The organism is Pseudomonas jinjuensis (assembly GCF_900103845.1).
Lineage (GTDB): Bacteria > Pseudomonadota > Gammaproteobacteria > Pseudomonadales > Pseudomonadaceae > Pseudomonas > Pseudomonas jinjuensis.
Genome location: NZ_FNIJ01000005.1, coordinates 277,595 through 300,890, shown reverse-complemented (window position 1 = coordinate 300,890; position 23,296 = coordinate 277,595). Strand labels below are relative to the sequence as shown.

The following is a 23,296-nucleotide window of genomic DNA, read 5'->3' as shown; positions in this document are numbered from 1 at the left end:
AAGAACAAGAGTGGAACCCAAGATGAAACAGCACGTCGCTCGTCCGGCTGACGCCTCCTACGAATGGAAGGCCGTCACCCTCCTCGCCCTCGGCTTCGGCCTTGTCAGCATCGACCGCTTCATGATCATGCCGCTGTTCCCGGTCATGATGCGGGACCTAGGCCTGGATTATCAGGACCTGGGGTTGATCACCGGCATCCTCGCCGTGACCTGGGGCATCTCGTCCCTGTTCATGGGCAAGCTGTCCGACCGCTTCGGCCATCGCGCGGTCATCATTCCCGCCGTCATACTCTTCTCCCTGCTGGCGGGATGCAGTGGCCTGGCCACGGGACTGCTCAGCCTGCTGCTGATTCGCGCAGTCATCGGTGCCGCCGAGGGCGCCTACACGCCAGCCAGCATCGTCGCCACCCTGGAAGCTTCCCGGCCGAGCCGCCACGGCTTGAACCTGGGCATCCAGCAGGCGGCGATGCCGCTCTTCGGCCTGGCCCTGGCGCCCATCCTCGCCACCCAGCTGTTGCATCACATGGACTGGCACTGGGTCTTCGCCCTGGTGATGGCCCCGGGCCTCCTGGTCGGCTATCTGCTGTACCGGGTCCTGCGCAATACCGATGCCGCCACGGCGGCTGCGCATACCAGCACCCACGATGCGGGGCAGCACCACTGGACCGAGGTGTTCCGCAGCCGCAACGTGCCGTTGAACATCCTCGGCATGATGTGCTGGCTGACGGTGCTGGTGGTACTGGGCGCCTTCCTGCCCAACTACCTGCTGGATCACCTGGGCCTCGATCTGGAGCAGATGGGCTACGTGCTTTCCGCCATCGGCTTCGGCGGTGCCGTCGGCACCATCCTGTTGCCGAGCCTCTCGGACCGGATCGGACGCAAGCCGGTCATGGTGTTTTCGGTCATTGGCGGCGTGGTATCGCTCTATCTGCTGATCAATACCGGGGCCGACACCACCCGCCTCTTCCTCTGGCTGTTCTTCACCGTGTTCTTCGATTTCGGCCTGATCTGCCTGACCGTGGGCCCCACCACCACCGAGTCGGTGCCTGCCACGCTGATGTCCACGGCCTCGGGCTTCGTGGTCGGCGTCGGTGAAATCTTCGGCGGCGGCATCGCCCCCGGCCTCGCCGGCTACGTCGCACACCACCACGGCGTGCAGTACACCCCGCTGCTCGCACTGGCAGCCATGTCCGCCGGGTTGCTGGTGACCCTGTCCCTTCGCGAGACGGCACCGGCACGCATGGCGTCCGCTCTCGAAGCCACCTGATCCGGGTACCACGACACGAGGCCGTGCCCGGCACCAGGGCACGGCCTCCGGCTTCGCTCATCCACGAAAACCCTCCGTCCGGAATCGATGTCCTCCAGAAAGGCGCGCGTCCGGACTGTTCCCCGCAGCAAGCAAATGGCAAGGAGACTCCATGCCCATCATCACCATCAACCTCGTCGAAGGCCGCTCGGACGAGCAGAAGGAACAACTGATCCACGAAGTGACGGAGGCCTGCCATCGCGCCCTGAATGCGCCCCGCGATTCGGTGCGGATCATCCTCAACGACATGCCCAAACAGCACTACGGGGTCGGCGGTGTCTCCAAGCGCAAGGTCGACGGTCGCTGACGTCCCACCACTGCCGCTCTGCAAATGCGCCGCCACAACAACAACTCCATCAGCGGTTTCCGCTGACATAACGGAAAACACGATGCACACGACTCACTCCTCACTCGTTCTGGCTGCCGCCAGCCTCCTGCTTCCACTCCTGGCATCCGCGGGCAGTCACTACAGCCCCGGCGTCGAAGGCCTGAATGGCGCGGTCGTTCCGCCCCCGGGCGTCTACTACAGAGGCTATGCCGTGCACTACCAGGCCGACCATCACGACACCCTCCCGGATAGCGAGGCCCGGGTCGACGCCCTGGCCAACCGTCTGGTCTGGGTCACCGAACAGCAAGTGCTGGGTGGTGATCTGGCCTTCGAGGCCATCGTCCCGATCATCCGCAAGGACTTGCAGCTGAACTCGGGAGCGCTCGATGACTCGGCCTGGGGTGTCGGAGATGTCTTCGTCGGCAGCGTACTGGGCTGGCACGGAGAACGCTGGGATGCCGTGGCGGGTGCAGGCATCTGGTCGCCAACAGGGCGCGACAACGAGCCCGCCGACCCGGGACTCGGCTTTGCCGAACTGATGCTGACCCTTGGCGGCAACCTCTATCTGACGGAGCGCAAGGATGTCTCCCTCAGCGTCCTGTCTCGCTACGAGCTGGCCGACGACCCGGACGTCGAGGACGAATTTCTCGTCGAATGGGGATTGGGTAAGCGCCTGGATAGCGGAGTGGAGTTCGGCGTGGTCGGTCATGACCAATGGCAACAGGGCGCTGGCGACGCAGAGCGACATGCCCTCGGCCTGGAGGTCGCCCGCTTCTGGCCGGAAGCGGGCCTCGGTCTGAATCTGGCAGCCTACCGGGAATACAAGGTCGACAACGACTTCGAGGGGGACCTGGTAAGGCTTGTTCTGACCAAGGCCTTCTGAGCCTCAGGCTGACACCTCGAACTATCCAACCCAACAGCGCCCTCGCCCGCCTGGGCGGGGGCAACACCATTGCAATCAGGCCCCGCATGAGAACCGTCAAACAAACTCTGGCCAACAAACCACGAGCCGATATCCATTCCATTTCGCCGAACGCCACCATATTCGAAGCGCTCCAGATGATGATGGCAGCCGAGAACGTCGGTGCACTCATCATCCAGGACCGTACTGAAATGGTCGGGATCGGCGTGGTCGAGTGACATGTAGAAGCCGGTGTAGGCGCCGATCCGCGTCGGCACCCGGCATCCGCCTGCACGGCCAGCGCCTAGCACCCCTGCTCCTCGCAGGGGCTCCTGTCCCCGCTCTCCTTCTTTCTCTACTTATCAGCGCTTCCTGGCGGTATCCGCGCGATGGCAAAGCTCAGAGGCCATAAGCACTTGATTTTCTTGCAGCCAGCTTTCAGGCATGAAAACTATTGGCTGGAGCCAGCGGCATAGCCCATCCGCGGGCGGGCATGTTCGCTAGCAGTCGCCTTCGCGGGCGAGGATCTTCCTCGCCAGGCTCATGCGATGCACCTCGTTCGGGCCGTCATAGACACGGAACGCACGGGCGTCGCGGAAGATGCGTTCGGCGATGGTCTCGCTGGTCATGCCACGGCCGCCGAGCACCTGCACGCTGCGGTCGATAACCCGCCATATGCTGTCGGCGCTGATCACCTTGGCCATGCTCGACTCGCTACTGCCACGATCGCCCTGGTCCAGCACCCAGGCGCAATGCTGGATGACCAGGCGGGTGGCGTGCATGTCCATCTCATTGTCCGCCAGCATGAAGCCGACGCCCTGGTGTTCGCCGAGCTTGCGGCCGAAGGATTCGCGCTTGCGCGCATAGGCGCAGGCCACGTCGTGGGCGCGGCGGGCCTGGCCGAGCCAGCGCATGCAGTGGGTCAGCCGCGCCGGCGCCAGGCGCACCTGGGCGTAGCGGAAGCCCTTGCCGATCTCGCCGAGCACGTCGCTGGCGGGAATGCGCAGGTTCTCGAAACGCAGCACGCCGTGGCCGCCGGCGAAGCAGCTGTCCAGCGAATCCATCATGCGTTCGAGGATGAAGCCGGGGCGGTCGGTGTCGGTGAGGAACATGGTGGCGCTGCCGTCCTCCATGCGCGCCATGATGATGCAGACGCTCGCGCCCTGGGCGCCGGTGATCAGCCACTTGCTGCCGTTGATGAGGTAGTCGTCGCCATCGCGCACGGCGGTGGTGTTGAGCATCGACGGATCGGAACCGGCGCCTTCCGGCTCGGTCATGGCGAAGCAGGAGCGGATGTGGCCCTGCACCATCGGGCGCAGCCAGCGGTCCTTCTGTTCAGGCGAGGCGACCACTTCCAGCAGGTGGATGTTGCCTTCGTCCGGCGCATGGATGTTCAGTGCGATCGGCCCCAGGGTGGAATAGCCGGCCTCTTCGAAGACCACCGCCTTTTCCACATGGGACAGACCCAGGCCGCCCATCTCGCGGGACGCATGGGGCGTCAGCAGGCCATGGCGGCGGGCCTTCTCCACCAGTTCCTGGCGCAGCTCCGCGGAGGGACCGTGGGCGCCGCAGCGCGGGTCGTTCTCCATCGGGATGACTTCTTCGGCGATGAAGCGGCGCACCCTGGCTTGCAGGGCGAGCAGTTCCTCGGACATTGCGAAATTCATGGGCATTCCTACTCCAGGCTGGAAGGTTCGGTATGGCGGGCCGGTTGGCCGATGCGCTGCAGCACGTGCTCCATCACGGTGTGATGGATGCCGTTCTTGTGCGGATCGTAGGGCGTGTAGTTGAGGGTACGGATGATCGCGCCGAGCACTTCGCCGCCGCGCATGTCGATGTCGAGCACGTTGAGGCAGGCGTTGTCCTGTTCGAAGGCGGCGATGCCGGCCAGCCCGGAGCCGCTGGCCCAGCCGAGCAGCACGCGGTTGACGGCGTCGTGAGTCACCATCAGCAGTCTGTTCCAGTGCGGATCGTCGAGCAGGCCGAAGAAAGTGCCGAGCACGCGCTGCTGGAAGTCGGCCCAGGCTTCGCCACGCAGGAAGGCCGCCCCCTCCATGGCTGCCAGGCGATATGCCCCGGCTATTTCACGCTGGCGGCTCTGCTCGGGAATCTCGCGCAGACGGCCTGCACGGATTTCCCGCAGGGAGGCCAGCTCCTCGACCAGCATCCTGCGCTCGCCCAACATCAGTTCCAGGGTCTGCCGGGTGCGCGGATAGGTGGAGCACAGGGCACGATCGAAGGTCGTTCCGTCGAGCACCTTGCCGAGGGCCGCGGCCTGTTCCCTGCCGCGCAGCGACAGCGGCACGAAGCGCGGGTCCAGCGGACGGCCGTCGGCATCGAAGTAGTCGACATGGCCATGCCGGACCAGATAGCAGCGGCGACGCACAATGGGAACGGCATCAGACATGACCGAGCACCTTGGGATTGCTGATGCGCAGGTCGGCGCGGTTCATCTCCCGCAGCGCGCCCAGCAGTTCGTCCCGGGCCACGCCGGGTCGGTCGAAATCACCCTGGCGAATTCGCCGGCACAGGTGCTCGCGGGTCTCGACCGGCATGGCGGAGTCCTCACGGCCAAGCGCGCGGGCCAGGCTCGCCGCTTCCACCTCTCGGCGCTCCGGCTCCAGGGCCATCTCCCGCGCCGCCATGGCCATGGCGCTGGCGATCATGCGCGCTTCGTAATGCAGGCCGGCGGGCAACGCGGGCAGCAGCTGCTCCAACAGCGTTTGGCGCGCGGTGGACAGCAGGTCCTGGGCATCGGAACGGCTCATTGCGGTGCTCCTGTCAGGGCGAGGATTTCGTGCTCCAGTTCCGGGACCATGCGCCCGGTGAGCGCCAGTTCCAGCGAGGATTGCTGGCCGGACAGGTGGCGCTGCGCCTGCTGCAGGGCGATCACCGCCCAGCGCAAGTGCGCGAGGACCTGCCAGTAGACCAGCTCCACCGCTGTCGGCGCCCAGCCTGCGACTTCGCGGTAGCCACCGAGGAAGTCTTCCAGCTCACCCATGCCGCCGGCTTCGCGGTCATGCCGGGCGAAGCGCCAGCAGCGGGCGGTGAACCAGCCGAGGTCTTCGCGGGCGTCGCCCCAGCCGGTGAACTCCCAGTCCAGCACGCCGCTCAGGCGGCCCTGGTCGACCATGTAGTTGCCGGTGCGGTAATCGCGGTGGATCAGGTTGGCCGGACGTTCCTGCGGCTTGTGCACCTCGCACCAGCGCAGGCCCCATTCGAGGGCCGGATAGCACCCCGGAATCTCGTCGAGGAATCCGCGGCACTCGTCGATGGCGTGCTGGATCGGCTCGCTGGCCGGCGGCGGCAGGAAGTCCAGCGACGCCTCGGACGGCTGGATGCGATGCAGACGTGCGAGGTTGGCGCCCAGTTCGCGGCACAGCTGCGGGCGCGCGTCGTCCAGCGAACGATCTCCGGTCAGGCGGAAGCCGCTGGCCGTGCCGGCCAACGCCTGCATGATGAAGAAGTCGCGGCCGAGCAGCGCATCGTCCCGGCACAGCCAGAGCGGCTCGGGCACCTTGACCCCGGCGCGATGCGCCGCGCCGAGCACGGCGAACTCCTGCGCACGGGTCATGCTGCTGGCCACCGCGGAAGGCGAATCGGTGCGCAGTACCCAGCGCCGCGCCTCGCCATTCACCTGCGCGCGCAGCAGCCAGTTCTCCTGGATCGCACCGCCGGACAGGCGCTCGATGGACTCGAGCGACACCGCTGCACCGGTCTGCCCTTCCAGGTACTGCGCCAGTCGTTCACCGGCGGCATCCAAGCTGACCCGGTCCGTCACGGCGCCGGGCTGGTTCAAGTTCGACATTTCCTACCTCTGGTCCTGCGTTGCTCAGGCCGTTTCCACGGCGGACTGCCCGGCCACTTCGATGCGGCCATCGACCACCTGCACGGCGAAGGTGCGCAGCGGCACGCGGCCGAGCGGCCCCTTGCCGCAACCGGTGCGCACGTCGAACAGCACGCCATGCAGCGGGCAGGCGATCATCCCGTTGCGGATGCGCCCGCCCTCCAGCTCCGCACCCTGGTGGGTGCAGCGGTTCTCCACGGCGAAGACTTCGCCGGCCACGTTGCACAGCAGCACGCTCTGTCCGTCGAGGTCGACGGCCTTGCTCTTGCCGGGCGGCAGGTCGGCGCTGTTCAGGGCGAATCGGAATGCAGTCATGGTTCCTCTCGATCAGGCGTGCGGATGCCTCCGCGTAAAAGTGCGGATATGGCGAATGCATGGATTACCGACGTCTGTCGGCCAGCGAAACGGACCCGGATCGGAGGCGGTGCGAGACCGCCTCACGAAATCAGGCGCGTCTCAGGGGAATTGCGGCCAGCCGGTGAAGCTCGCAGGCAATGCGCACGGCAAGGAGCTTCCCGGGCAGGCCCGGTAGTCGGTCCGCTTGTAGGCGGGTTGGGCAAGCGGAGGAATGATGACCAGCGATACGAAACCGGCCAGGGCAAAACAGGTGATCATTGTTCTTGTTTTCATCTCTGCATCTCTCGGGGCCGACTCGCCCCTTCTTCGGCTTGTCAAAACATCGAGCTACCACGTCCTGCCGTCGAGGGCAGGTTGATCAGAGCATCGCCGGGACGTTTCTGGCGGATCGTTCCGGGATCGGTTTTCACTCTAGAGGAAGGCGCGCCATTTTACAAACGAACAATATTGTTTTTTAATCGACGCACAACCAAGCTGCGCCATGGCTCGCTTGCAACCCACCTGACAACAACAATCGGACGGTCAAATGGCACAACGTCAAATCCTCGTGGTAGGTGCCGCGCGCACCGCAATCGGCTCCTTCGGCGGCTCCCTGAAGGACACTCCCATGACCACCCTGGCCACCGCCGCCTGCAAGGCCGCCATCGAGCGCGCCGGCACCGCCCCGGCCGACGTCGGCCATGTGGTGATGGGCAACGTCATCCCCACCGAACCGCGCGACGCCTACCTCAGCCGCATCGCCGCGATGGATGCCGGCGTCCCGCAGGAAACCCCTGCGTTCAACGTCAACCGCCTGTGCGGTTCCGGCCTGCAGGCGATCGTCTCCGCCGCGCAGAGCATCCTTCTCGGCGATACCGACATCGCCATCGGCGCCGGTGCCGAGAGCATGAGCCGCGGCCCGTTCATCCTCCCGTCGATGCGCTGGGGCGGTCGGCTGGGCGACGGCGCCTGCATCGACTACATGAACGGCATCCTGCACGACCCCTGGGCGCGCACGCACATGGGCATCACCGCCGAGAACATCGCCCGCCGCTACGGCATCACCCGCGAGATGCAGGACGCCCTCGCCCTGGAAAGCCAGCGCCGCGCCGCCCGCGCCATCGCCAAGGGCTACTTCCAGGAGCAGATCGTCCCGATCGAGATCCGCACCCGCAAGGGCACCCTCAGCTTCGCCACCGACGAGCACGTACGCGCCGACGTCAGCGCCGAACAGCTCGCGGCGATGCGCCCGGTGTTCGACCAGGAAGGCAGCGTGACCGCCGGCAACGCTTCCGGCCTCAACGACGGCGCCGGCGCCCTGGTCCTCGCCGAGGAACGCAAGGCCGCCGCCCTCGGCCTGACCCCGCTGGCGCGGCTGGTCGGCTACGCGCATACCGGCCTCGACCCGGCGTACATGGGCATGGGCCCGGTTTCCGCCACCCGCCTGGTGCTGGAGAAGACCGGCATCGCCCTGGAGCAGATCGACGTCATCGAGGCCAACGAAGCCTTCGCCGCCCAGGCCTGCGCCGTGATCAACGAACTGGGGCTGGACCCGGCGAAGGTGAACCCCAACGGCTCGGGCATTTCCCTCGGCCATCCGGTCGGCGCCACCGGCGCGATCATCGCCACCAAGGCCATCCACGAGCTGCAGCGCATCCGTGGCCGCTATGCGCTGACGACCATGTGCATCGGTGGCGGCCAGGGCATCGCCGCGATCTTCGAACGCGTTTGAACAAGGGAGAGAGACTGTGCAGATCAACAAGGTTGGAGTGATCGGCGCGGGCACCATGGGCAACGGCATCGCGCAGGTGTGCGCGATGGCCGGGCTGCAGGTGTTCATGCTGGATATTTCCGAGAACGCCCTGGAGCGCGGCAGGCAGACCATTCGCGGCAGCCTGGAGCGGATGACGAAGAAGAACCTGCTCAGCGCCGAGGCAAGCCTGGATGCCCTGGAACTGCTGACCGCAACCACCGACCGGCAGATGTTGGCCGACGTCGACCTGGTCATCGAGGCGGCCACCGAGAACGAGGAGTTGAAGCTCAGGTTGCTCGCCGACCTCGGCAGCGTGGTCCGCCCGGATGCGCTGATCGCCAGCAACACCTCGTCGATTTCCATCAGCAAGCTGGCCGCAGCGGTGCCCCGGCCGGAACGCTTCATCGGCATGCACTTCTTCAACCCGGTGCCGATGATGGCGCTGGTCGAACTGATCCGCGGCCTGCAGACCAGCGATGAAACCCAGGCGCAGGCGGTGGCCTTCGTCGAGCGGATCAACAAGACCGCCATCAGCGTGCGCAACAGCCCGGGCTTCGCGGTCAACCGCATCCTGGTGCCAATGCTCAACGAGGCGGTGTTCGTCCTGCAGGAGGGGCTGGCCAGCGCCGAGGAAATCGACCAGGGCATGTGCCTGGGCTGCAACCATCCCATCGGCCCGCTGGCCCTGGCCGACCTGATCGGCCTGGATACCCTGCTGGCGGTGATGCAGGTGTTCTACGACGGCTTCAACGACTCCAAGTACCGCCCTGCCCCGCTGCTGCGCGAGATGGTCGCTGCCGGCTACCTGGGCCGCAAGAGCGGGCGCGGTTTCTACGACTACGCCTGACTGCCCTTCCCTCTTCTGGAGTGAATCCGATGAGCAATTCCCCCGTCCTGCTCGACTTCGACGGTCCGATCTGCAGCATCCGCTTCAACCGCCCGCAGGCGCTCAACGCCATCGACACCAGCCTTGCCCGCGACTTCCTCCTCGCCTGCCGCGAGGTGGCGGCGCGGCCGGATGTGCGCGTGGCGGTGCTGTCCGGCGAAGGCCGCGGTTTCATGGCCGGCGGCGATATCGCGCAGTTCCGCGATGCACCGGAGACGGTCTGCGCCACGCTGATCGAGCCGATGAACGAGGCGCTGCAACTGCTCGCCAGCCTAGACGCAGCGGTGCTGGGCAGCCTGCACGGTCCGGTAGCCGGCGCGGGCCTGAGCATGGCGCTGGCCTGCGACCTGACCATCGGCGCCGACAACTGCCGCTTCAGCTTCGCCTATCTGGCCCTCGCCGCGAGCTGCGATCTCGGTGCCTCGTGGAGCCTTCCGCGGCTGGTCGGCCAGCGCAGGGCCATGGAGATCGCCCTGCTCGGCGAACCGGTCGATGCGGCTGGTGCGCTGCAACTCGGTCTGCTCAATCGCGTGGTGCCAGCGGATCAACTGGCCGATGCCACCCGCGCGCTGGCCGGGCGTCTCGCGCAGAACGCGCCACTGGCGCAGGGGCAGTTGAAGAAACTGCTGCGACAATCCTTCGAGCGCGACATGGGGCAGCAGATGGAAGCGGAAAAGCAGGCGTTCGGTCGCTGCATCGCCAGCACCGACTTCCGTGAAGCGGTAAGCGCCTTCCTGGAAAAGCGCCCGGCGAAGTTCTCGGGGGCCTGAGCCCCCTCGAACCGCCGGGCAAAACCGCCAGCTCCATGCGGATGCCGGGCCGATCCGGCATCCGTGCACCGGGCTTGCCCGAGAGGGGAACAAGCAAACCCGGGCCCGGAACCTGCGGGGTGGGCGAAGACCGCAGCAGCCTCCGCCCGGTGGAGCTCAGATATCCAGCACCAGCCTCGGACTCTTCGCCCGCGAGCAGCACGGCGTGAACCAGTTTTCCTCGTTACGTTCCTTGTCGGTCAGCACCTGGTCACGGTGATCCGGCTGGCCGTCCAGTACGCGGGTGATGCACGAACCGCAGATGCCCTGCTGGCACGACAGCGGAAGCTCCACGCCGGCGGCCTCGAGCACCGAAGCGATGGTGTCATCCTCGCCGACGGTGTAGACCTTGCCGGTACTGGCGACCTGCACTTCGAAGCTGCTGTCGGCGGAGGTATCCACCGCCCTGGCGGCGAAGAACTCGAAGTGCACGCGCTCGTCGGCCCAACCGGCGGCGCGGGCGCTGGCACGCACGAAGTCGATGAAGCCACCCGGGCCGCACACATACAGATGCGCCTCCGGCCCCTGGGCATCCAGCACGGCGGGCAGGTTCAGCGCCTGCTCGGCCGGGCCGTCATCCAGGTGGAAATGCACGCGTTCGGCAAAACCCGATTGCTCGATGCGCTCGCGGAACGCCATGCGCTCGGCACTGCGCGCGCCGTAATGCATCTCGAACTCGGCGCCACTGCTGGCCAGGCGCTCGGCCATGCACAGGATCGGCGTGACGCCGATGCCGCCGGCCAGCAACAGGGAGCGCCGGCTCTGCACCAGCGGGAAGTGGTTGCGCGGCGGGCTGATGCGGATCTGCTGGCCTTCGTGCAGGTCGGCGTGCACCGCGACGGAACCGCCGCGCGAGGCGGGATCGCGCAGCACGCCGATCACATAGCGATGCTGCTCGGTCGGGTCGTTGCACAGCGAATACTGGCGCACCAGCCCCGGGCGAATTTCCACGTCGATGTGGGAACCGGCGCTGAAGGCCGGCAGGCCGCCGCCGGCGAGCGGTTCGAGTTCAAGGGAGACTATATCCAGCGCCTCGGCCGTCTTGCGGGCGACGCGCACATCCAGATACGTGGATTCCATCTCTGCTACCTCTCGCGGTCTCAACACTGCGCCGCCAGGCGCTCACGGATATCGGCGCGCAGACGGTCCTTGCGGATCTTGCCGGACGCCGTACGCGGAAACTCTTCGACCACCACCAGGTGCTCGGGATACTTCTGCCGCGCCACACCGGCGCGCTGCACATGCTCCAGCAACTGGTCGAGCTGCAGGGCCTGGCCCGGATGCAGGATCAGGTAGACGCACAGCGTCTCGCCGAGACGCGGATGCGGCATGGCGACCACGGCAGCCTCGTCGACGGCCGGGTGCTGGTGGAGGATGTCCTCGACTTCCTTGGCGCTGATCTTCTCGCCGCCGCGGTTGATCAGGTCCTTCTTGCGCCCGGTGATGACGATGGCGTTGCTATCGATGCGGCGGCCGAGGTCGCCGGTGGCGAAATAGCCCTGCGCATCGAAGGATTCGGCGGTCTGCTCGGGGTCGGCATAACCGAGGAACATGGCCGGGCCGCGGACGAGGATTTCACCCTCGGCGCCCTCCTCCACGTCGGCGCCCTGCTCGTCGACGAAACGGACTTCGTAGTCCCTGATCTCGCCGTCGGTGGTCGCGGCCTGCTCCAGCTGGTCCGCGCCAACGAAACCGAGGGTCACCAGCGGCGCCTCGCTGGAACCGAATACGCGGAAGGCACGGCAGTTCTCCAGCACTTCGCCGACACGCTGGATCAGCGCCGGCGGCACCTCGGCGCCACCGCAGGCGAAGCGCTTCAGGCTCGGCAGGCGGCGGCCCTGCTGTTCCGCCTCGGCCAGCAGTTCCTGGAGGAACGGCGTGGCGCCAAGGCTGATGGTGACCTGCTCCCGGTCGATGATGTCCAGCGCCGCGCGGGCGTCCCAGCGGTCCATGAACACCGTGCGCGCGTTCAGGTAGAACGGCAGTTCGAGCGCGCTGAGACCGGTGACGTGGGTGACCGGCGAGGCCATCAGCAGCACCTGCGGCGAGCCGTCCGACCAGTGCTCGAAGGCACGCTTGAGGCGCGTCGGGCCGGTGTTGTGCGAGTGCAGCACGGCCTTCGGCCGGCCGGTGGTGCCGGAGGTGTAGAGCACCAGCTTGATCGCGTCCGGGTCGGCCGGCGGCAGTTCCGGCAGGACCTGCTGTTCGCTCAGCAGCTGCTCGTAGCTGCCCGCGCCACCGTCGAGGCGCACGCTGACCAGCAGACGCAGCTGCGGCAGTTCGCGGGAAATCCGCCACATCATTTCGGCGAAGTCGAAGCCGCGATAGCTCCCCGGGAAGAACACCGCCTTGGCGCCGCAGTTGGCCAGCATGTAGGCCACTTCGGCGTCGCGATAGATCGGCACGATGGGCACGATCACCAGCCCGAGCAGGCTGGCGGCCAGGTCGATGACCGCCGTCTCGCGCCAGTTCGGCAGCTGGAAGGCGATGGTATCGCCCGCCCGCAGTCCGCGCCGGTGCAGCGCGCCGGCGAGATGGCGGGCGTCGCGCAGGAGTTCGTCGACGCGGCAGGGTTCGCCATCGAAGACATGGGTGATGCAGCCGGGATCGACGCGGGCGATCTCGGTCGCGGACTCGGCGATGCTGCGCCCCATCCATTCGCTGCAGCCGGCGTAGCGCTGCTGCAGCGCCGGGTCCTGGCGTACCTGCCAGCCGCTGATGTCGTCACGCATGGTGGGTCTCCCGAACATTTTCCAGGGACAGGTCGACGAAGCGCAGGAAGTGCGCGTCGCGATTGCCGAACAGCTGCGCATTGACCATCAGGCGGCGGAAATGGTGGCTGACTTCCAGCTCCTCGGTGATGCCGACGCCGCCGTGCAGCTGGATGGCTTCGTTGCCGATCTTCTGCGCGGCCTGCAGCACATAGGTGCGGGCGCCGCTGAGCAGGCGCGCGCGTTGCGCGGCGGGCAGCGGCATGGACCGCTGGGCGGCGCGGGTCAGCGCGCGGATTTCCTCGCACAGCAGGTACAGCTCGGACATGCGGTGCTGCAGCGCCTGGTTCTCGGCCAGGGCCTTGCCGAACTGCCTGCGCACCTTCAGGTATTCGTTGGTGCTGCGCAGCAGGCTGGTGGCAATGCCCAGCGCCTCGGCGCACAGCGCGACGCTGGCTTCGTCGGCGGTTTCGCCGAGGGCCGACGCGGCGTCCTCGACCCGCTCCGGCGGCCCCAGCGGCTGGGCTGCAGCCGCGTTGAAGCGGACATTCGCCGCGCCGCGACCGTCCACCAGGCGGAAGACCTGGCGCTCGACGCCAGGTGCATTGGCGTCCACCAGAAGCACCCGCAGGATGCCGTCCTCGTCACGTGCCGGGACCAGCAGCTGGTCGGCGATATCACCGTGCAGCACGGCCTGCACGCGACCGTGCAGACGGCCGGCGCGGTAGTTGCAGGTCGGCGCGCTCGTGGCGCCGCCGGCCAGCACCAGCTTCAGGCGACCTTCGGCGATCGCAGGCAGCAGTTCCGCCTGCTGGCAGACCGAACCCAGCCGGCGCAGCAGACCGGTGGCCAGCACCGCGCAGGACAGCAGGGGCTCCAGCAGCAGGCGGCTGCCGGACACTTCCATCAGCGCGCCGACGGCCACGGCGTCGCCGTCGAGTCCACCGAGGTCCTCGGGCAGGCGCAGGCCCAGCCAGCCGTAGTCGGCGTAGTCCTGCCAGACCGCCGGGCTGAAGGCGCCCGGCTGGTCCAGCAGCGGCCAGCGTTGCAGGAAGCTGTATCGTTCGGCGCCGTAGCGTTCCAGGCTGTCACGCAGCAGGCCGATGGTTTCGAGATCGGTAGTCATAGTCCGAGCACCGCCTTGGCTATGATGTTGCGTTGCACTTCCGTGGTCCCGCCGAAGATGGTCGCGGCGCGGTTGTAGAAGTGCTCCTTGAGGATTCCGCCGGCATCGTCCGGCCCCAGCGGCGGCAGTTCCGCGCCATGCAGGGCTTTCGTATCGAAGGCGATGCCCGCCGCGCCGAGCGCCTCGCTCAGGGTCTGCGCGACCTCCTGGTACAGCTCGGTGCCGCGGATCTTGATCAGCGAGGCTTCGCCACCGTTCTCGGTACCGGCGTCCATGGCTTCCACCGCCTGGTAGGCGGCCTCTTCCAGCGCCAGGAAACGCAGCTCGTACTCACCGATGCGCAGGCGCATCAGCGGCTGGTCGAGCAGCCGTGCGCCCTGCTCGTCCGGCTCGGCGGCCAGGCGCTTGAGGCGATCCAGCACGTGCCACGCCAGGCCGACGATGGCGCCGGCGGTGCGTTCGTTCTGCAGCAGGAACTTGGCGTAGCTCCAGCCCTTGCCTTCCTCGCCAACGAGGTTTTCCAGCGGCACGCGGACGTTTTCCAGCCACACCTCGTTGACGTGGCGGTAGCCGTCCATGGTGTGGATCGGCTTGACCGTCACGCCGGGGCTGCGCATGTCGATCAGCAGGAACGAGATGCCCTGTTGCGGCTTGCCCTCGTTGTTGGTGCGCACCAGGCAGAACAGCCAGTCGGCCCATTGCGCATAGGTGGTCCAGACCTTCTGGCCGTTCACCACGTAATGGTCGCCGTCGCGCACCGCCTGGGTGCGCAGGCCGGCCAGGTCGGAGCCGGCGTTCGGCTCCGAGTAGCCCTGCGCCCAGAATTCGTCGGTGCCGAGGATCGGCGGCAGGAAGCGCTGCTTCTGCGCCTCGCTGCCGAAGGTGTAGATCACCGGACCGACGTACTTGACGCCGAACGGGATGATCCATGGGCAGCCCTGGCGGGCCAGTTCGTCCTCGAGGACGAAGCGCTCACAGGTCGACCACTCCTGGCCGCCGTGCTCCTTCGGCCAGTGTGCGGCGACCCAGCCCCTGGCCTGCAGCAGGCGCATCCACTCGACGTAGTCGTCCTTGTCCAGCACCTGGTGGCGGTGCGCCTTGTCCAGCAGCCGCGGTGGTATCCCGTTGCGGCAGAACTGCCGTACTTCCTCGCGCAGGCCGTCGGCCCGCACGCGTAATTGATCGTTCATGGTCCTGCCTCTTGTCTTGCTTCAGCGATCCAGTTCCAGGTACTTGTCCAGCGTCTCGTGGTGGTGGCGGATGCGGCTTTCCTGGTAGCTGGCCAGGCTGACGAAGCCCTTCTTCGAGGCCTTCAGGCCCTTGGTCATGGCGTCTAGGTTGCTCAGGTCCTGGTCGAACACCGGGCCCAGCGCGCCCAGCTCGGGGGCTTCGCAGAAGTCCTGGTGGTCTTCCAGGCGAGTCAGGCGCGCGCCGGCCGGGCGCGCTTCGCCCTCGCGGTGGCGGCCGAGCAACCAGACGTCGAACAGGCAGGATTCATGGTTGTCGCCGTCCGGGATGGCGCGGTAGACGATGTTGCCGAAGTAGCCGGCCCACACCTGGCTGTTGGGGAACACCGAGTAGAGGATGGCGTCCTGCAGTTCGGCCAGGGTCGCGTGGGACAGGTCGACGCCCGCCGCCTCGGAGAAGATCTTGCGGTTCAGCTCGCCGATGTACTGGCGGGTGGTCACGCCCTCGGGCAGCACGTGGCCGCTGCTGTCGGACTCGGCCATGCGCCCGGACTCCTCGAGGATGTCATGGAGGATCAGCGCCTGTTCCACACCATCCAGGTTGGAGCTGGTCACTCCCATCGGCGTGACGCTGCGGCTGATGTTGTCGCCGTACATGTCGTACTGGCTGTCGACGTCGCCGGTGAAGGTCATGATCTGCGGATGGGTCGCACGGGTGTGCATGGACTCCATGAAGGCTTCCTGGGCGACCTTCCAGTTGCAGGCCATGCGCCGCTGCACGTGGGCGATGGAGACCGAGCGTTCGAGGTTGTAGTCCTTGAAGTGCTCGGGCAGCACGCCGAGGTGTTCCAGCAGCGAGGCTGCGTTCTCGTCCTCGTTGATGAACACGAAGCCGCCCCAGCTTTCCACCCGCACCTGCGGCAGCTTGAGCTGGCAGGGTTCGAGATGCTTGAAGTCCCAGGTGGTGGGCATGCTCTTGAAGTCGCCCTGCAGGTCCCAGGTGAAGCCGTGGTACGGGCAGCGCAGCTGGTTGGTGGCGCCGCCGCTCATGCGCAGCGCACGGCCACGGTGCAGGCAGGAGTTGTAGAAGCCGCGGATGACGTTGTCCTGGCCGCGCATGACGATGATCGAAGTGTTGACGATGTCGTACACCAGGTGGTCGCCGGGCTTCTGGATCTCTTCCTCGCGGCCGACCATCTGCCAGGCCTTCGGCCACAGTTTCTGCGCTTCCAGCTCGTGGAACCAGCGCGCGCTGTAGCGCTCCACCGAGAGGTCGTCGTCGCCGTGGTCCCAGGGGGTGGACTGGAGGTGCGCGGGGACCGGCACCGTTTCCTCTTTCAGCAGGTTCTGGAACAGTCCGGGATCGCCCGCCTCTTCTGGCGGAAGGAGGGTGAACTGCGCATGCCTCGGGTCGTTCATCTGGAATTCCTCTTGTTGTTATTGGCTGGAAGTCCGCTCAGCGGGCTTCGAGGATGGTCACTGCGCTGACTCCCGGTGCGCCGTAGACGTGGGTGTAGCCAAGCCTTGTCCTGCCCGGCACCTGGCGGGTGCCGGCCTCGCGGCGCAGCTGGGTGCAGATCTCGATCACCTGGCGCAGGCCCGACGCGCCCACCGGCTCGCCATTGGCCAGGCAACCGCCGTCGGTGTTGACCGGCAGGCGGCCGCCGATCTCGGTGGCGCCGTCGCGCAGCAGCGCGGCCTGTTCGCCGTGCTCGCAGAATCCGTTCTCGGCCAGGTGGATGATTTCCGAGCCGCTGTCGGTGTCCTGCAGCTGGATCACGTCGATGTCACCCGGCGCGACGCCCGCGACCTCGAAGGCCGCCTGCGAGGCGGTGACGGTCGGCGCGGGCGCCTGGCGGCTGGGCAGGCCCGGGCTGAACACTTCGAACGAACCGTGGTGACGGGTACGCATCAGCGCGGCGCGGACGATGATCGGCTTGTCGGTGAAGCGTCTGGCGAGGCTCGCCCGGCACAGCACCAGTGCCGCACCGCCTTCCGCCGGGTTGCAGAACATGTACTTGCGCAACGGCAGGTTGACCGGCGCCGACTCGGCGATTTCCTCGTAGCTCAGCTCGCGGCGTCGCCAGGCGTGGGGCGTCAGCGCACCGTTGCGGAAGGCGCGCTGGGCCACGTGGACCAGGGCCTCCTCGGGAATGCCGTGCTCGTGCAGGTAGCGCTGGGTCTTCAGGGCGAAGAACTGGGTGGTGAGCATCAGCCCGGTTTCCCCGTACCAGTCCTCCAGGCCCCAGTCGGCCGGACGCGGATTGAAGGCGCCGCGCGGGTGCTTGTCGAAGCCGACCGCCACGCCGATGTCCGCCATGCCCGAGCGGATCGCCGAAACCACGCTGGCCAGCGCGCTGCCACCGGTGGCGCAGCCGTTGGCGACGTTGACGAAGGGAATGCCGGTCAGGCCCAGGTGATTGGCCAGCGCGTCGGCGTTGCCGGCGTCCTGGCTGCCGCCGTAGGCGACGCCGACCTGCTCCCAGCTCACGCCCGCGTCGCGCAGGGCCTCGCGCACGGCATAGGCGCCCTGCGCCTGTCCACTCATGCCGTCGGTGCGGCCGAAGGGATGCAGGCCGATACCGATGATCGCTACGTCTTCCATGATCAGGCCTCCCCGGCCGGTGCGAATGCGAAGGTGTGCAATGTGGTGCCGTCCGGGCTGCGGCCGTAGGGCACCACGCACAGCTCCATCGGCATGCCGATCCGCAGGTGCTGCGGGTCGGCAAGGGTGAGGCGGCTTTCCACCTTCACGCCGCCGGGCATTTCCACATAGCCGACGCCGTAGGGGCGGAATTCGTGCTCCGGCTCGCCGCCGTTGTAGGGCGACTTGGGCTGGAAGGACTGGACCGTCCACGACCAGAGCACACCCTGACTGCCCAGCTCGCATTCGCTCATGTCGCTGCCGCAGCAGGCGGTGCAGTTCGCACTGACCGGGAAGAACATCTCGCCACACGCCTCGCAGCGGCTGCCGCGCAGGCTTGGACCGTGCTCGCCCGAGCGGAGCAGGTGCGCCACCGGCAGGCCACGGAGCAGGGATTCCTGAGTATTCATCATTCAGTCCTGTTTTGAACCATCATGTTTGTTTTTATTAAGCGCATTCAGGTGAATGCAACGAAAGGTCCGGCTTTCAGAAACGAATTAGTCTTGCGGCTTGTCGCCCAGCATGCGGTTGTAGGACTCCCGGAACTCGTTCATGGCGGTCTTGGCGAGCATCTCGTGCAGACGATCGAGCCGGTCGCCCTGGAGATAGGGCGAGGGATTGAGCGCCACCCCTTGCAGGGTGTGCATGACCAGGTCGCGCAGCACTTCGCCGGTTTCGGCCATTCCCGCCTCGGCCCAGATCGGGAAACGGGTGACCATGCTGACGGAAATCCGCTCGTCGAGGGATGCCTCCAGCGGCGCCATGACCTTGTTGAGTTCCGGATCGGTACGCGCGCCACGCAGCAGCTCATGGAAGGCCAGGAACGACGGCTTCATGTAGTACGACTGCAGGGCCTTGAGGGTTTGCAGCATGCCGCCCAGGGTCGGAAAACTGCCCTCGACCTGCGACACTTCCTTGATCGCCACGTCGTACTCCATCACCCGGATATCAGTGATGTGAGCGGCAGCCGCAGCGAACACTTCCGCCCGCGACTTGAAATGGTGGGTCATCGCCCCGCGGGAAACGCCGGCTTCCTTGGCGATCTTCTCGGTCGTCGTCTGGGTATATCCGATATTGACCAGGCAACGCATGGTGGCGTCGAGAATATGCGTCTGCATGAGATAGCTCTTCTCGGCCTGCCAACTTCCGCCTTCGGACTTTTCCCGGCGCATTGGACGACGCGGTCTGGTTTCTGCTTTGGACACTTCGAGATATTCATCCATCTGGCGACCCATTTCAGCCTGCCTGGCTGTTAGTCAATGACCCATTCTAATTAAACGGCTGCACGTTATTAAAGCCGCAATCGGCGTATTTGTTTCAGGACAACCGGATCGAGTGCCCCGCGTCCACCGTGACCACCGAACCGGTCATGTACGACGAAGCATCGCTGGCCAGCAGCAGCAGCGGGCCGTCCAGCTCTTCGTGACGCCCCAGGCGCTTGGGCGGCAGGTTGGCGATTTCGCGCTTGCCGACTTCCGACTCGTAGAACGGATTGGTCATTTCGCTGGGGAAATATCCCGGCGCGATCGCATTCACCCGAATGCCATGGCCAATCAGGTCCAGCGCCATATATTGCGTCATGTGGATCAGGCCACCCTTGGTAGTTCCGTAATTGATGAACTTGTCCTTGGCGAGATGACCCAATATCGATGCGATATTGATGATCGAACCGGACTTGCCCTGGGCGATGAGCCGCATCGCCATGCATTGCGCGACGAAGAACGGCCCTGACAGGTTCGCATCCATCAGCGAGGTCCATTGTTCGCGGCTCATTTCCTCGAACGGCGCCGGGCTGGAAAGGCCCGCGTTGTTCACCAGAATATCCACATGGCCCAATTCGCCCTCGATGGCATCGAAGCCGCGCCTGATGGATTCGGCATCGGTCACATCCATAGTGCAGGCGAAGGCTTCGCCCCCGGCGGCGCGAATCTGCGCGGCGACCTCCTCCACCCGCTCGACCCGGCGCGCCACGCAGGCCACTTTCGCGCCGGCCTGCGCCAGTACGCGGGCGAAGTGCGCGCCCAGGCCGGAGCCGGCCCCCGTCACCAATGCGACTCGGCCGTGCAGGTCGAATCGCTCCTGTGCCTTGCTGATCGCTTGCTGGCTGGTCATACGCAATTCCCCGAATTGTGCAGCTCGGCCGGATTGGCCAGCTGGTTGGCCAGATGGCGGCAGAATCGCGCCGCATCCGCGCCGTTGATCACGCGATGGTCGTAGCTCAGCGACAGCGGCAGCACCCGTCGGCTACCTACTTCGCCGTTGTCCAGATAAAGCTCGTCGCGCTCGCTGCTGATGCCCAGGATGGCGAGTTCCGGGGCGTTGATGATCGGCGTGAACGCGGTGCCGCCGAGCGAGCTGAGCGAGCTGATGGTCATGCAGCCGCCGGACATCTCGCTGATCGGCAGCCCCTTCTCCCGCGCCCGCCGCGCCTTGTCGGCGATCTCGTCGGCCAGCTCGACGATGCTCTTGCGATCGGCATCGCGGATCACCGGCACCAGCAGGCCGTTCGGTGTATCCACGGCGATGCCGATGTTGAAGTAGCGCTTGAGCACCAGTTGCTTGCCGTTCGGTGCCAGCGAGGCGTTGAACTGCGGGAACGCCTTGAGCGTGTTCACCAGCGCCTTCACCTGGAACGGCAGCAGGCTCAGCTTGCTCTGCTCCTGCTCGGCCAGACGGAGGCGTTCGGCGAGCAGCGCGTCGATGTGCGCCTCGTCGTGGTGGGTGACGTGGGGAATCTGCGCCCAGTTGCGGCCGAGAAAGACGCCGGCATACACCTGGTTCCTGCTCAGGCTCACCGTCTCCGTCTCGCCGAACTGGCTGAAATCCACCTGCGGCATAGGCGGCAGGTTGGCCGGCCACAGGACCGGCTGCTGCTCCTGTGCACCCATCAGGCGATCTCCCCGATCACGGTGCCCACCTCGTAGGTTTCGCCGGCGTCCTTGATGATCTTCAGCACGCCATCGGCCGGCGCCTCGATCTCCTGCTGCGACTTCTCGCTTTCCAGGCAGTAGAGAAGGTCGCCCTTCTTCACTTCGGCGCCGTCCGCTACCAGCCACTCGATGAGTTCGGCTTCGTTAACGGAAAACCCCAGCTTGGGAAGAATGATCTGTGTGGTCATGGTTCGATTCCTCTCCTGGTCACTTCAAAGCGGCGTGGATGGCGGCGGCGATGCGTTCCTTCGTCGGAATGAACACGTCTTCGAGGGCCTTGGAGAACGGCACCGGCGAGCGCGCGGCGCCGACCCGGCCGACCGGCGCGCGCAGTTCGCCGAACAGCTCGCTGTGCAGGCGGGTGGCGATCTCGGCACCGACGCCGAAGTCCACCTGCGCCTCGTGGGCGATCACCGCGCGACCGGTCTTGCGCACGGAGGTCAGCACGGTGTCCATGTCCAGCGGGACGATGGAGCGCAGGTCGATCACCTCCACCGAGATGCCCTCTTTCTCCAGGTCCTTGGCCACGGCGAGCACCTCGACCATGGTCCGGCTGTAGCTGATCACGCTGATGTCGCTGCCTTCGCGGGCGATGCGCGCCTTGCCCAGCGGGATGCGCTCGCCGGGAACCGGCGCCTCGCCCATCTGGAAGTACAGCGGCAGGCTTTCCACGAACACGCAGGGGTCGTCATCGAAGATGCACGACAGCAGCAGGCCGTAGGCGTCGGCCGGCGTGGACGGCGCCACCACCTTCATCCCGGCGGTGTGGGCGAACCACGCCTCGAGATAGTCGGCGTGCTGGCCGCCGGTACCGAAGCCGGCGCCGGTGGCGGTGCGGATGGTCAGCGGCACGTTGGTCTGGCCACCGGTCATGAAGCGCAGCTTGGCGGCGTGGTTGACCACCTGGTCCATGGCCACGGTGATGAAGTTCATCAGCATGATCTCGGCCACCGGACGCAGGCCGGCCAGCGCGCCACCGACGGCCGCGCCCATGATCGCCTGCTCGGCGATCGGCGTGGAGCGCACGCGGTCGGTGCCGAAGGCGTCGGAGAGCCCTGCGGTGCACTTGAACACCCCGCCGCCCTGCGGATCGGCGATGTCCTCGCCGAGCGCCACCACCGAGGAGTCCATCTCCATCGCGTGGTGCATCGCCATGGCGATGGCCTGGGACATGTTCATGCGTTTGGCTTTGACGGCGCTCATGCGCTGATCTCCTCGGCGTAGACATCGCGTTGCAGTTCGGATGCATCGGGGTACGGGCTGGACAGGCCGAACTGCACGGCGTCCTCGAACTCGCTGACGTTGGTCCCCTCGATGGCCGCCAGTTGCTCGTCGCTGGCGTGGCCCTGCGCGATCAGCCAGGCGCGCAGCGCCGGCATCGGGTCGGCGGCCACGGCGGCGGCCATTTCTTCCTTGCTGATGTAGTGGCTGTCATCGCCCAGCAGGTGGCCGCGGAAGCGGAAGGTCTTCGCCTCGATCAGGGTCGGGCCCTGGCCGCTGCGGGCGCGCTCGATGGCTTCGCGGGCGGCGTTGCACATCTCCACGGCGTCGTTGCCGTTGCACTGGATGCCATGCATGCCGTAGCCGATGGCGCGATCGACGATGGCGCGGGCGCCGGTGCCGTATTCGTACTTGGTGTGCTCGGCGTAGCCGTTGTTCTGGCAGACGAAGATCACCGGCAGCTTCCACACCGAGGCGAGGTTCAGCGCTTCATGGAAGGCGCCGATGTTGCTCGCGCCATCGCCGAAGTTGCACACGGTGACCTGGCCGGTCTTGCGCAGTTGCGAAGCCCAGGCGAGGCCGTTGGCGATTGGCAGGCCCGAGCCGACGACACCGGTGGTCACCGGCAGCCCGGAGGCCATGTGGGTGATGTGCATCGGACCGCCCTTCCCTTTGCAGGTGCCGGTAGCGCGTCCCATGAACTCGGCCACGAACGGGCGCAGCGGGATGCCCTTGGCCAGCTGGTCGTGGATGCCGCGGTAAGTGGTGATCACGTAGTCGTCGGCGCGCAGGTTGACCGAGATGGACGCCGGGATGAGCTCCTGGCCGCGCGTCGAGTAGTACGGCGAGGCGATCTGGCCAGCCTTGATCAGTTCTATGAAGCGGTCGTCCGCGGTCTTGATCAGGTGCGCGCGGCGGTAGATGTCCAGCAAGACCGCACTGCCCGGGGACGTGGCACTGGTCATGGTTACTCTCCAATGTGCTGGTTGATGTTCTTGTCGTTGTGCCGCCGGCTTGCTTTGCACAAAACCGACAGGATTGTTTTTTAAGATATTCGCAAGACGGGCGTTCGGCAAGACCCTGGGGGATTTTTTTGTACGGGGGTGTCAGAGGCGGTGCGCCAGGGTTCATTACCGAGCGCCGCCGTGCAGGAGCGAGCTGGCTCGCGAATGACGGGGCCGGGTTCGCGAGCAAGCTCGCTCCTACAACAACGCAGGTGGGCGTAACCCTGTAGGAGCGCGCCATGCGCGCGACATTGGCGGCGCCGGGATGTCGCGGGCATGGCCCGCTCCTACACAGAGTCGCGCCGCC

The 23,296-nt window shown here is 66.4% G+C and carries 26 protein-coding genes; 7 read left to right on the top strand and 19 right to left on the bottom strand.

Annotated features, from left to right (window positions below; all coding sequences use genetic code 11):
• Positions 1–22: 22 nt before the first annotated feature.
• From BLR75_RS09480 to BLR75_RS26455, 4 genes are all read left to right on the top strand, one after another.
• Entirely contained in the window at positions 23–1,267 is a 1,245-nt protein-coding gene (locus BLR75_RS09480) for an MFS transporter (RefSeq protein ID WP_084310506.1), read from the top strand.
• A gap of 151 nt (positions 1,268–1,418) precedes the next feature.
• Positions 1,419–1,613 carry a 2-hydroxymuconate tautomerase gene (locus BLR75_RS09475; RefSeq protein WP_084310507.1) on the top strand — a complete coding sequence of 65 codons (195 nt, stop codon included), beginning with the start codon at positions 1,419–1,421 and terminating at the stop codon, positions 1,611–1,613.
• 82 nt (positions 1,614–1,695) lie between these two features.
• Complete coding sequence (locus BLR75_RS09470) at positions 1,696–2,517, top strand: SphA family protein (RefSeq protein WP_169720216.1); 822 nt, start codon at positions 1,696–1,698, stop codon at positions 2,515–2,517.
• Between the two features lie 86 nt (positions 2,518–2,603).
• Positions 2,604–2,774, top strand: a complete 171-nt coding sequence (locus tag BLR75_RS26455; protein ID WP_139207006.1) for a CBS domain-containing protein — start codon at positions 2,604–2,606, stop codon at positions 2,772–2,774.
• A gap of 261 nt (positions 2,775–3,035) precedes the next feature.
• Here the strand turns inward: BLR75_RS26455 and BLR75_RS09465 are convergent, their stop codons facing one another.
• The 6 genes from BLR75_RS09465 to BLR75_RS26705 all read right to left on the bottom strand — a co-directional run bounded on the left by BLR75_RS09465 (position 3,036) and on the right by BLR75_RS26705 (position 7,012).
• The gene (locus BLR75_RS09465) at positions 3,036–4,202 is read right to left on the bottom strand and encodes an acyl-CoA dehydrogenase family protein (RefSeq protein ID WP_084310675.1); all 1,167 of its coding nucleotides are present in this window, start codon (positions 4,200–4,202) and stop codon (positions 3,036–3,038) included.
• Positions 4,203–4,210: 8 nt separating this feature from the next.
• Positions 4,211–4,942 (bottom strand): histidine phosphatase family protein, encoded by a 732-nt coding sequence (locus tag BLR75_RS09460; protein WP_084310509.1) that lies wholly within the window; start codon positions 4,940–4,942, stop codon positions 4,211–4,213.
• Positions 4,935–5,303 carry a DUF6285 domain-containing protein gene (locus BLR75_RS09455; protein WP_084310510.1) on the bottom strand — a complete coding sequence of 123 codons (369 nt, stop codon included), beginning with the start codon at positions 5,301–5,303 and terminating at the stop codon, positions 4,935–4,937. The genes BLR75_RS09460 and BLR75_RS09455 overlap by 8 nt, the downstream gene beginning before the upstream one ends.
• Positions 5,300–6,343 (bottom strand): phosphotransferase family protein, encoded by a 1,044-nt coding sequence (locus BLR75_RS09450; protein WP_084310511.1) that lies wholly within the window; start codon positions 6,341–6,343, stop codon positions 5,300–5,302. Before BLR75_RS09450 ends, BLR75_RS09455 begins: the two co-directional genes overlap by 4 nt.
• A gap of 24 nt (positions 6,344–6,367) precedes the next feature.
• Positions 6,368–6,697 carry a Rieske (2Fe-2S) protein gene (locus BLR75_RS09445; RefSeq protein ID WP_084310512.1) on the bottom strand — a complete coding sequence of 110 codons (330 nt, stop codon included), beginning with the start codon at positions 6,695–6,697 and terminating at the stop codon, positions 6,368–6,370.
• Between the two features lie 141 nt (positions 6,698–6,838).
• Positions 6,839–7,012 (bottom strand): hypothetical protein, encoded by a 174-nt coding sequence (locus BLR75_RS26705; protein ID WP_169720217.1) that lies wholly within the window; start codon positions 7,010–7,012, stop codon positions 6,839–6,841.
• Between the two features lie 253 nt (positions 7,013–7,265).
• Between BLR75_RS26705 and BLR75_RS09440 the strand changes: the two genes are divergently transcribed.
• From BLR75_RS09440 to BLR75_RS09430, 3 genes are read left to right on the top strand one after another with little or no spacing between them, the layout of a single operon-like run.
• Positions 7,266–8,450: an acetyl-CoA C-acyltransferase family protein gene (locus BLR75_RS09440; protein WP_084310513.1), complete on the top strand. Its 1,185-nt coding sequence runs from the start codon at positions 7,266–7,268 to the stop codon at positions 8,448–8,450.
• 16 nt (positions 8,451–8,466) lie between these two features.
• Positions 8,467–9,318: a 3-hydroxybutyryl-CoA dehydrogenase gene (locus tag BLR75_RS09435; protein ID WP_217633599.1), complete on the top strand. Its 852-nt coding sequence runs from the start codon at positions 8,467–8,469 to the stop codon at positions 9,316–9,318.
• 29 nt (positions 9,319–9,347) lie between these two features.
• Positions 9,348–10,127, top strand: coding sequence for an enoyl-CoA hydratase/isomerase family protein (locus tag BLR75_RS09430; RefSeq protein ID WP_084310514.1), 780 nt, complete (start codon positions 9,348–9,350; stop codon positions 10,125–10,127).
• A gap of 156 nt (positions 10,128–10,283) precedes the next feature.
• Here the strand turns inward: BLR75_RS09430 and BLR75_RS09425 are convergent, their stop codons facing one another.
• The 13 genes from BLR75_RS09425 to BLR75_RS09365 form a co-directional block, all read right to left on the bottom strand.
• Complete coding sequence (locus BLR75_RS09425; protein ID WP_084310515.1) at positions 10,284–11,246, bottom strand: PDR/VanB family oxidoreductase; 963 nt, start codon at positions 11,244–11,246, stop codon at positions 10,284–10,286.
• 20 nt (positions 11,247–11,266) lie between these two features.
• Positions 11,267–12,898 (bottom strand): AMP-binding protein, encoded by a 1,632-nt coding sequence (locus BLR75_RS09420; RefSeq protein WP_084310516.1) that lies wholly within the window; start codon positions 12,896–12,898, stop codon positions 11,267–11,269.
• Complete coding sequence (locus BLR75_RS09415) at positions 12,891–14,003, bottom strand: acyl-CoA dehydrogenase family protein (protein WP_084310517.1); 1,113 nt, start codon at positions 14,001–14,003, stop codon at positions 12,891–12,893. The genes BLR75_RS09420 and BLR75_RS09415 overlap by 8 nt, the downstream gene beginning before the upstream one ends.
• Positions 14,000–15,193 carry an acyl-CoA dehydrogenase family protein gene (locus BLR75_RS09410; RefSeq protein ID WP_084310518.1) on the bottom strand — a complete coding sequence of 398 codons (1,194 nt, stop codon included), beginning with the start codon at positions 15,191–15,193 and terminating at the stop codon, positions 14,000–14,002. Before BLR75_RS09410 ends, BLR75_RS09415 begins: the two co-directional genes overlap by 4 nt.
• 21 nt (positions 15,194–15,214) lie before the next feature.
• Positions 15,215–16,609 carry an aromatic ring-hydroxylating oxygenase subunit alpha gene (locus BLR75_RS09405; RefSeq protein WP_084310519.1) on the bottom strand — a complete coding sequence of 465 codons (1,395 nt, stop codon included), beginning with the start codon at positions 16,607–16,609 and terminating at the stop codon, positions 15,215–15,217.
• A 37-nt stretch (positions 16,610–16,646) separates the two neighbouring features.
• Positions 16,647–17,795 carry a thiolase family protein gene (locus BLR75_RS09400; RefSeq protein WP_084310520.1) on the bottom strand — a complete coding sequence of 383 codons (1,149 nt, stop codon included), beginning with the start codon at positions 17,793–17,795 and terminating at the stop codon, positions 16,647–16,649.
• 2 nt (positions 17,796–17,797) lie between these two features.
• A complete protein-coding gene (locus tag BLR75_RS09395) occupies positions 17,798–18,244 on the bottom strand; it encodes a Zn-ribbon domain-containing OB-fold protein (RefSeq protein ID WP_084310521.1) in 447 nt (148 codons plus the stop codon).
• 87 nt (positions 18,245–18,331) lie between these two features.
• Positions 18,332–19,057 (bottom strand): TetR/AcrR family transcriptional regulator, encoded by a 726-nt coding sequence (locus BLR75_RS09390; RefSeq protein WP_084310677.1) that lies wholly within the window; start codon positions 19,055–19,057, stop codon positions 18,332–18,334.
• 94 nt (positions 19,058–19,151) lie between these two features.
• Entirely contained in the window at positions 19,152–19,946 is a 795-nt protein-coding gene (locus tag BLR75_RS09385) for an SDR family NAD(P)-dependent oxidoreductase (protein WP_084310522.1), read from the bottom strand.
• Positions 19,943–20,722, bottom strand: a complete 780-nt coding sequence (locus BLR75_RS09380; RefSeq protein ID WP_084310523.1) for a 2-oxo acid dehydrogenase subunit E2 — start codon at positions 20,720–20,722, stop codon at positions 19,943–19,945. Before BLR75_RS09380 ends, BLR75_RS09385 begins: the two co-directional genes overlap by 4 nt.
• On the bottom strand, positions 20,722–20,952 hold the full coding sequence (locus tag BLR75_RS09375; protein WP_084310524.1) for a biotin/lipoyl-containing protein: 231 nt from the start codon (positions 20,950–20,952) through the stop codon (positions 20,722–20,724). The genes BLR75_RS09380 and BLR75_RS09375 overlap by 1 nt, the downstream gene beginning before the upstream one ends.
• Positions 20,953–20,971: 19 nt before the next feature.
• Positions 20,972–21,967 carry an alpha-ketoacid dehydrogenase subunit beta gene (locus BLR75_RS09370; protein ID WP_084310525.1) on the bottom strand — a complete coding sequence of 332 codons (996 nt, stop codon included), beginning with the start codon at positions 21,965–21,967 and terminating at the stop codon, positions 20,972–20,974.
• The gene (locus BLR75_RS09365; RefSeq protein WP_084310526.1) at positions 21,964–22,950 is read right to left on the bottom strand and encodes a thiamine pyrophosphate-dependent dehydrogenase E1 component subunit alpha; all 987 of its coding nucleotides are present in this window, start codon (positions 22,948–22,950) and stop codon (positions 21,964–21,966) included. The genes BLR75_RS09370 and BLR75_RS09365 overlap by 4 nt, the downstream gene beginning before the upstream one ends.
• Between the last annotated feature and the right edge of the window lie 346 nt (positions 22,951–23,296).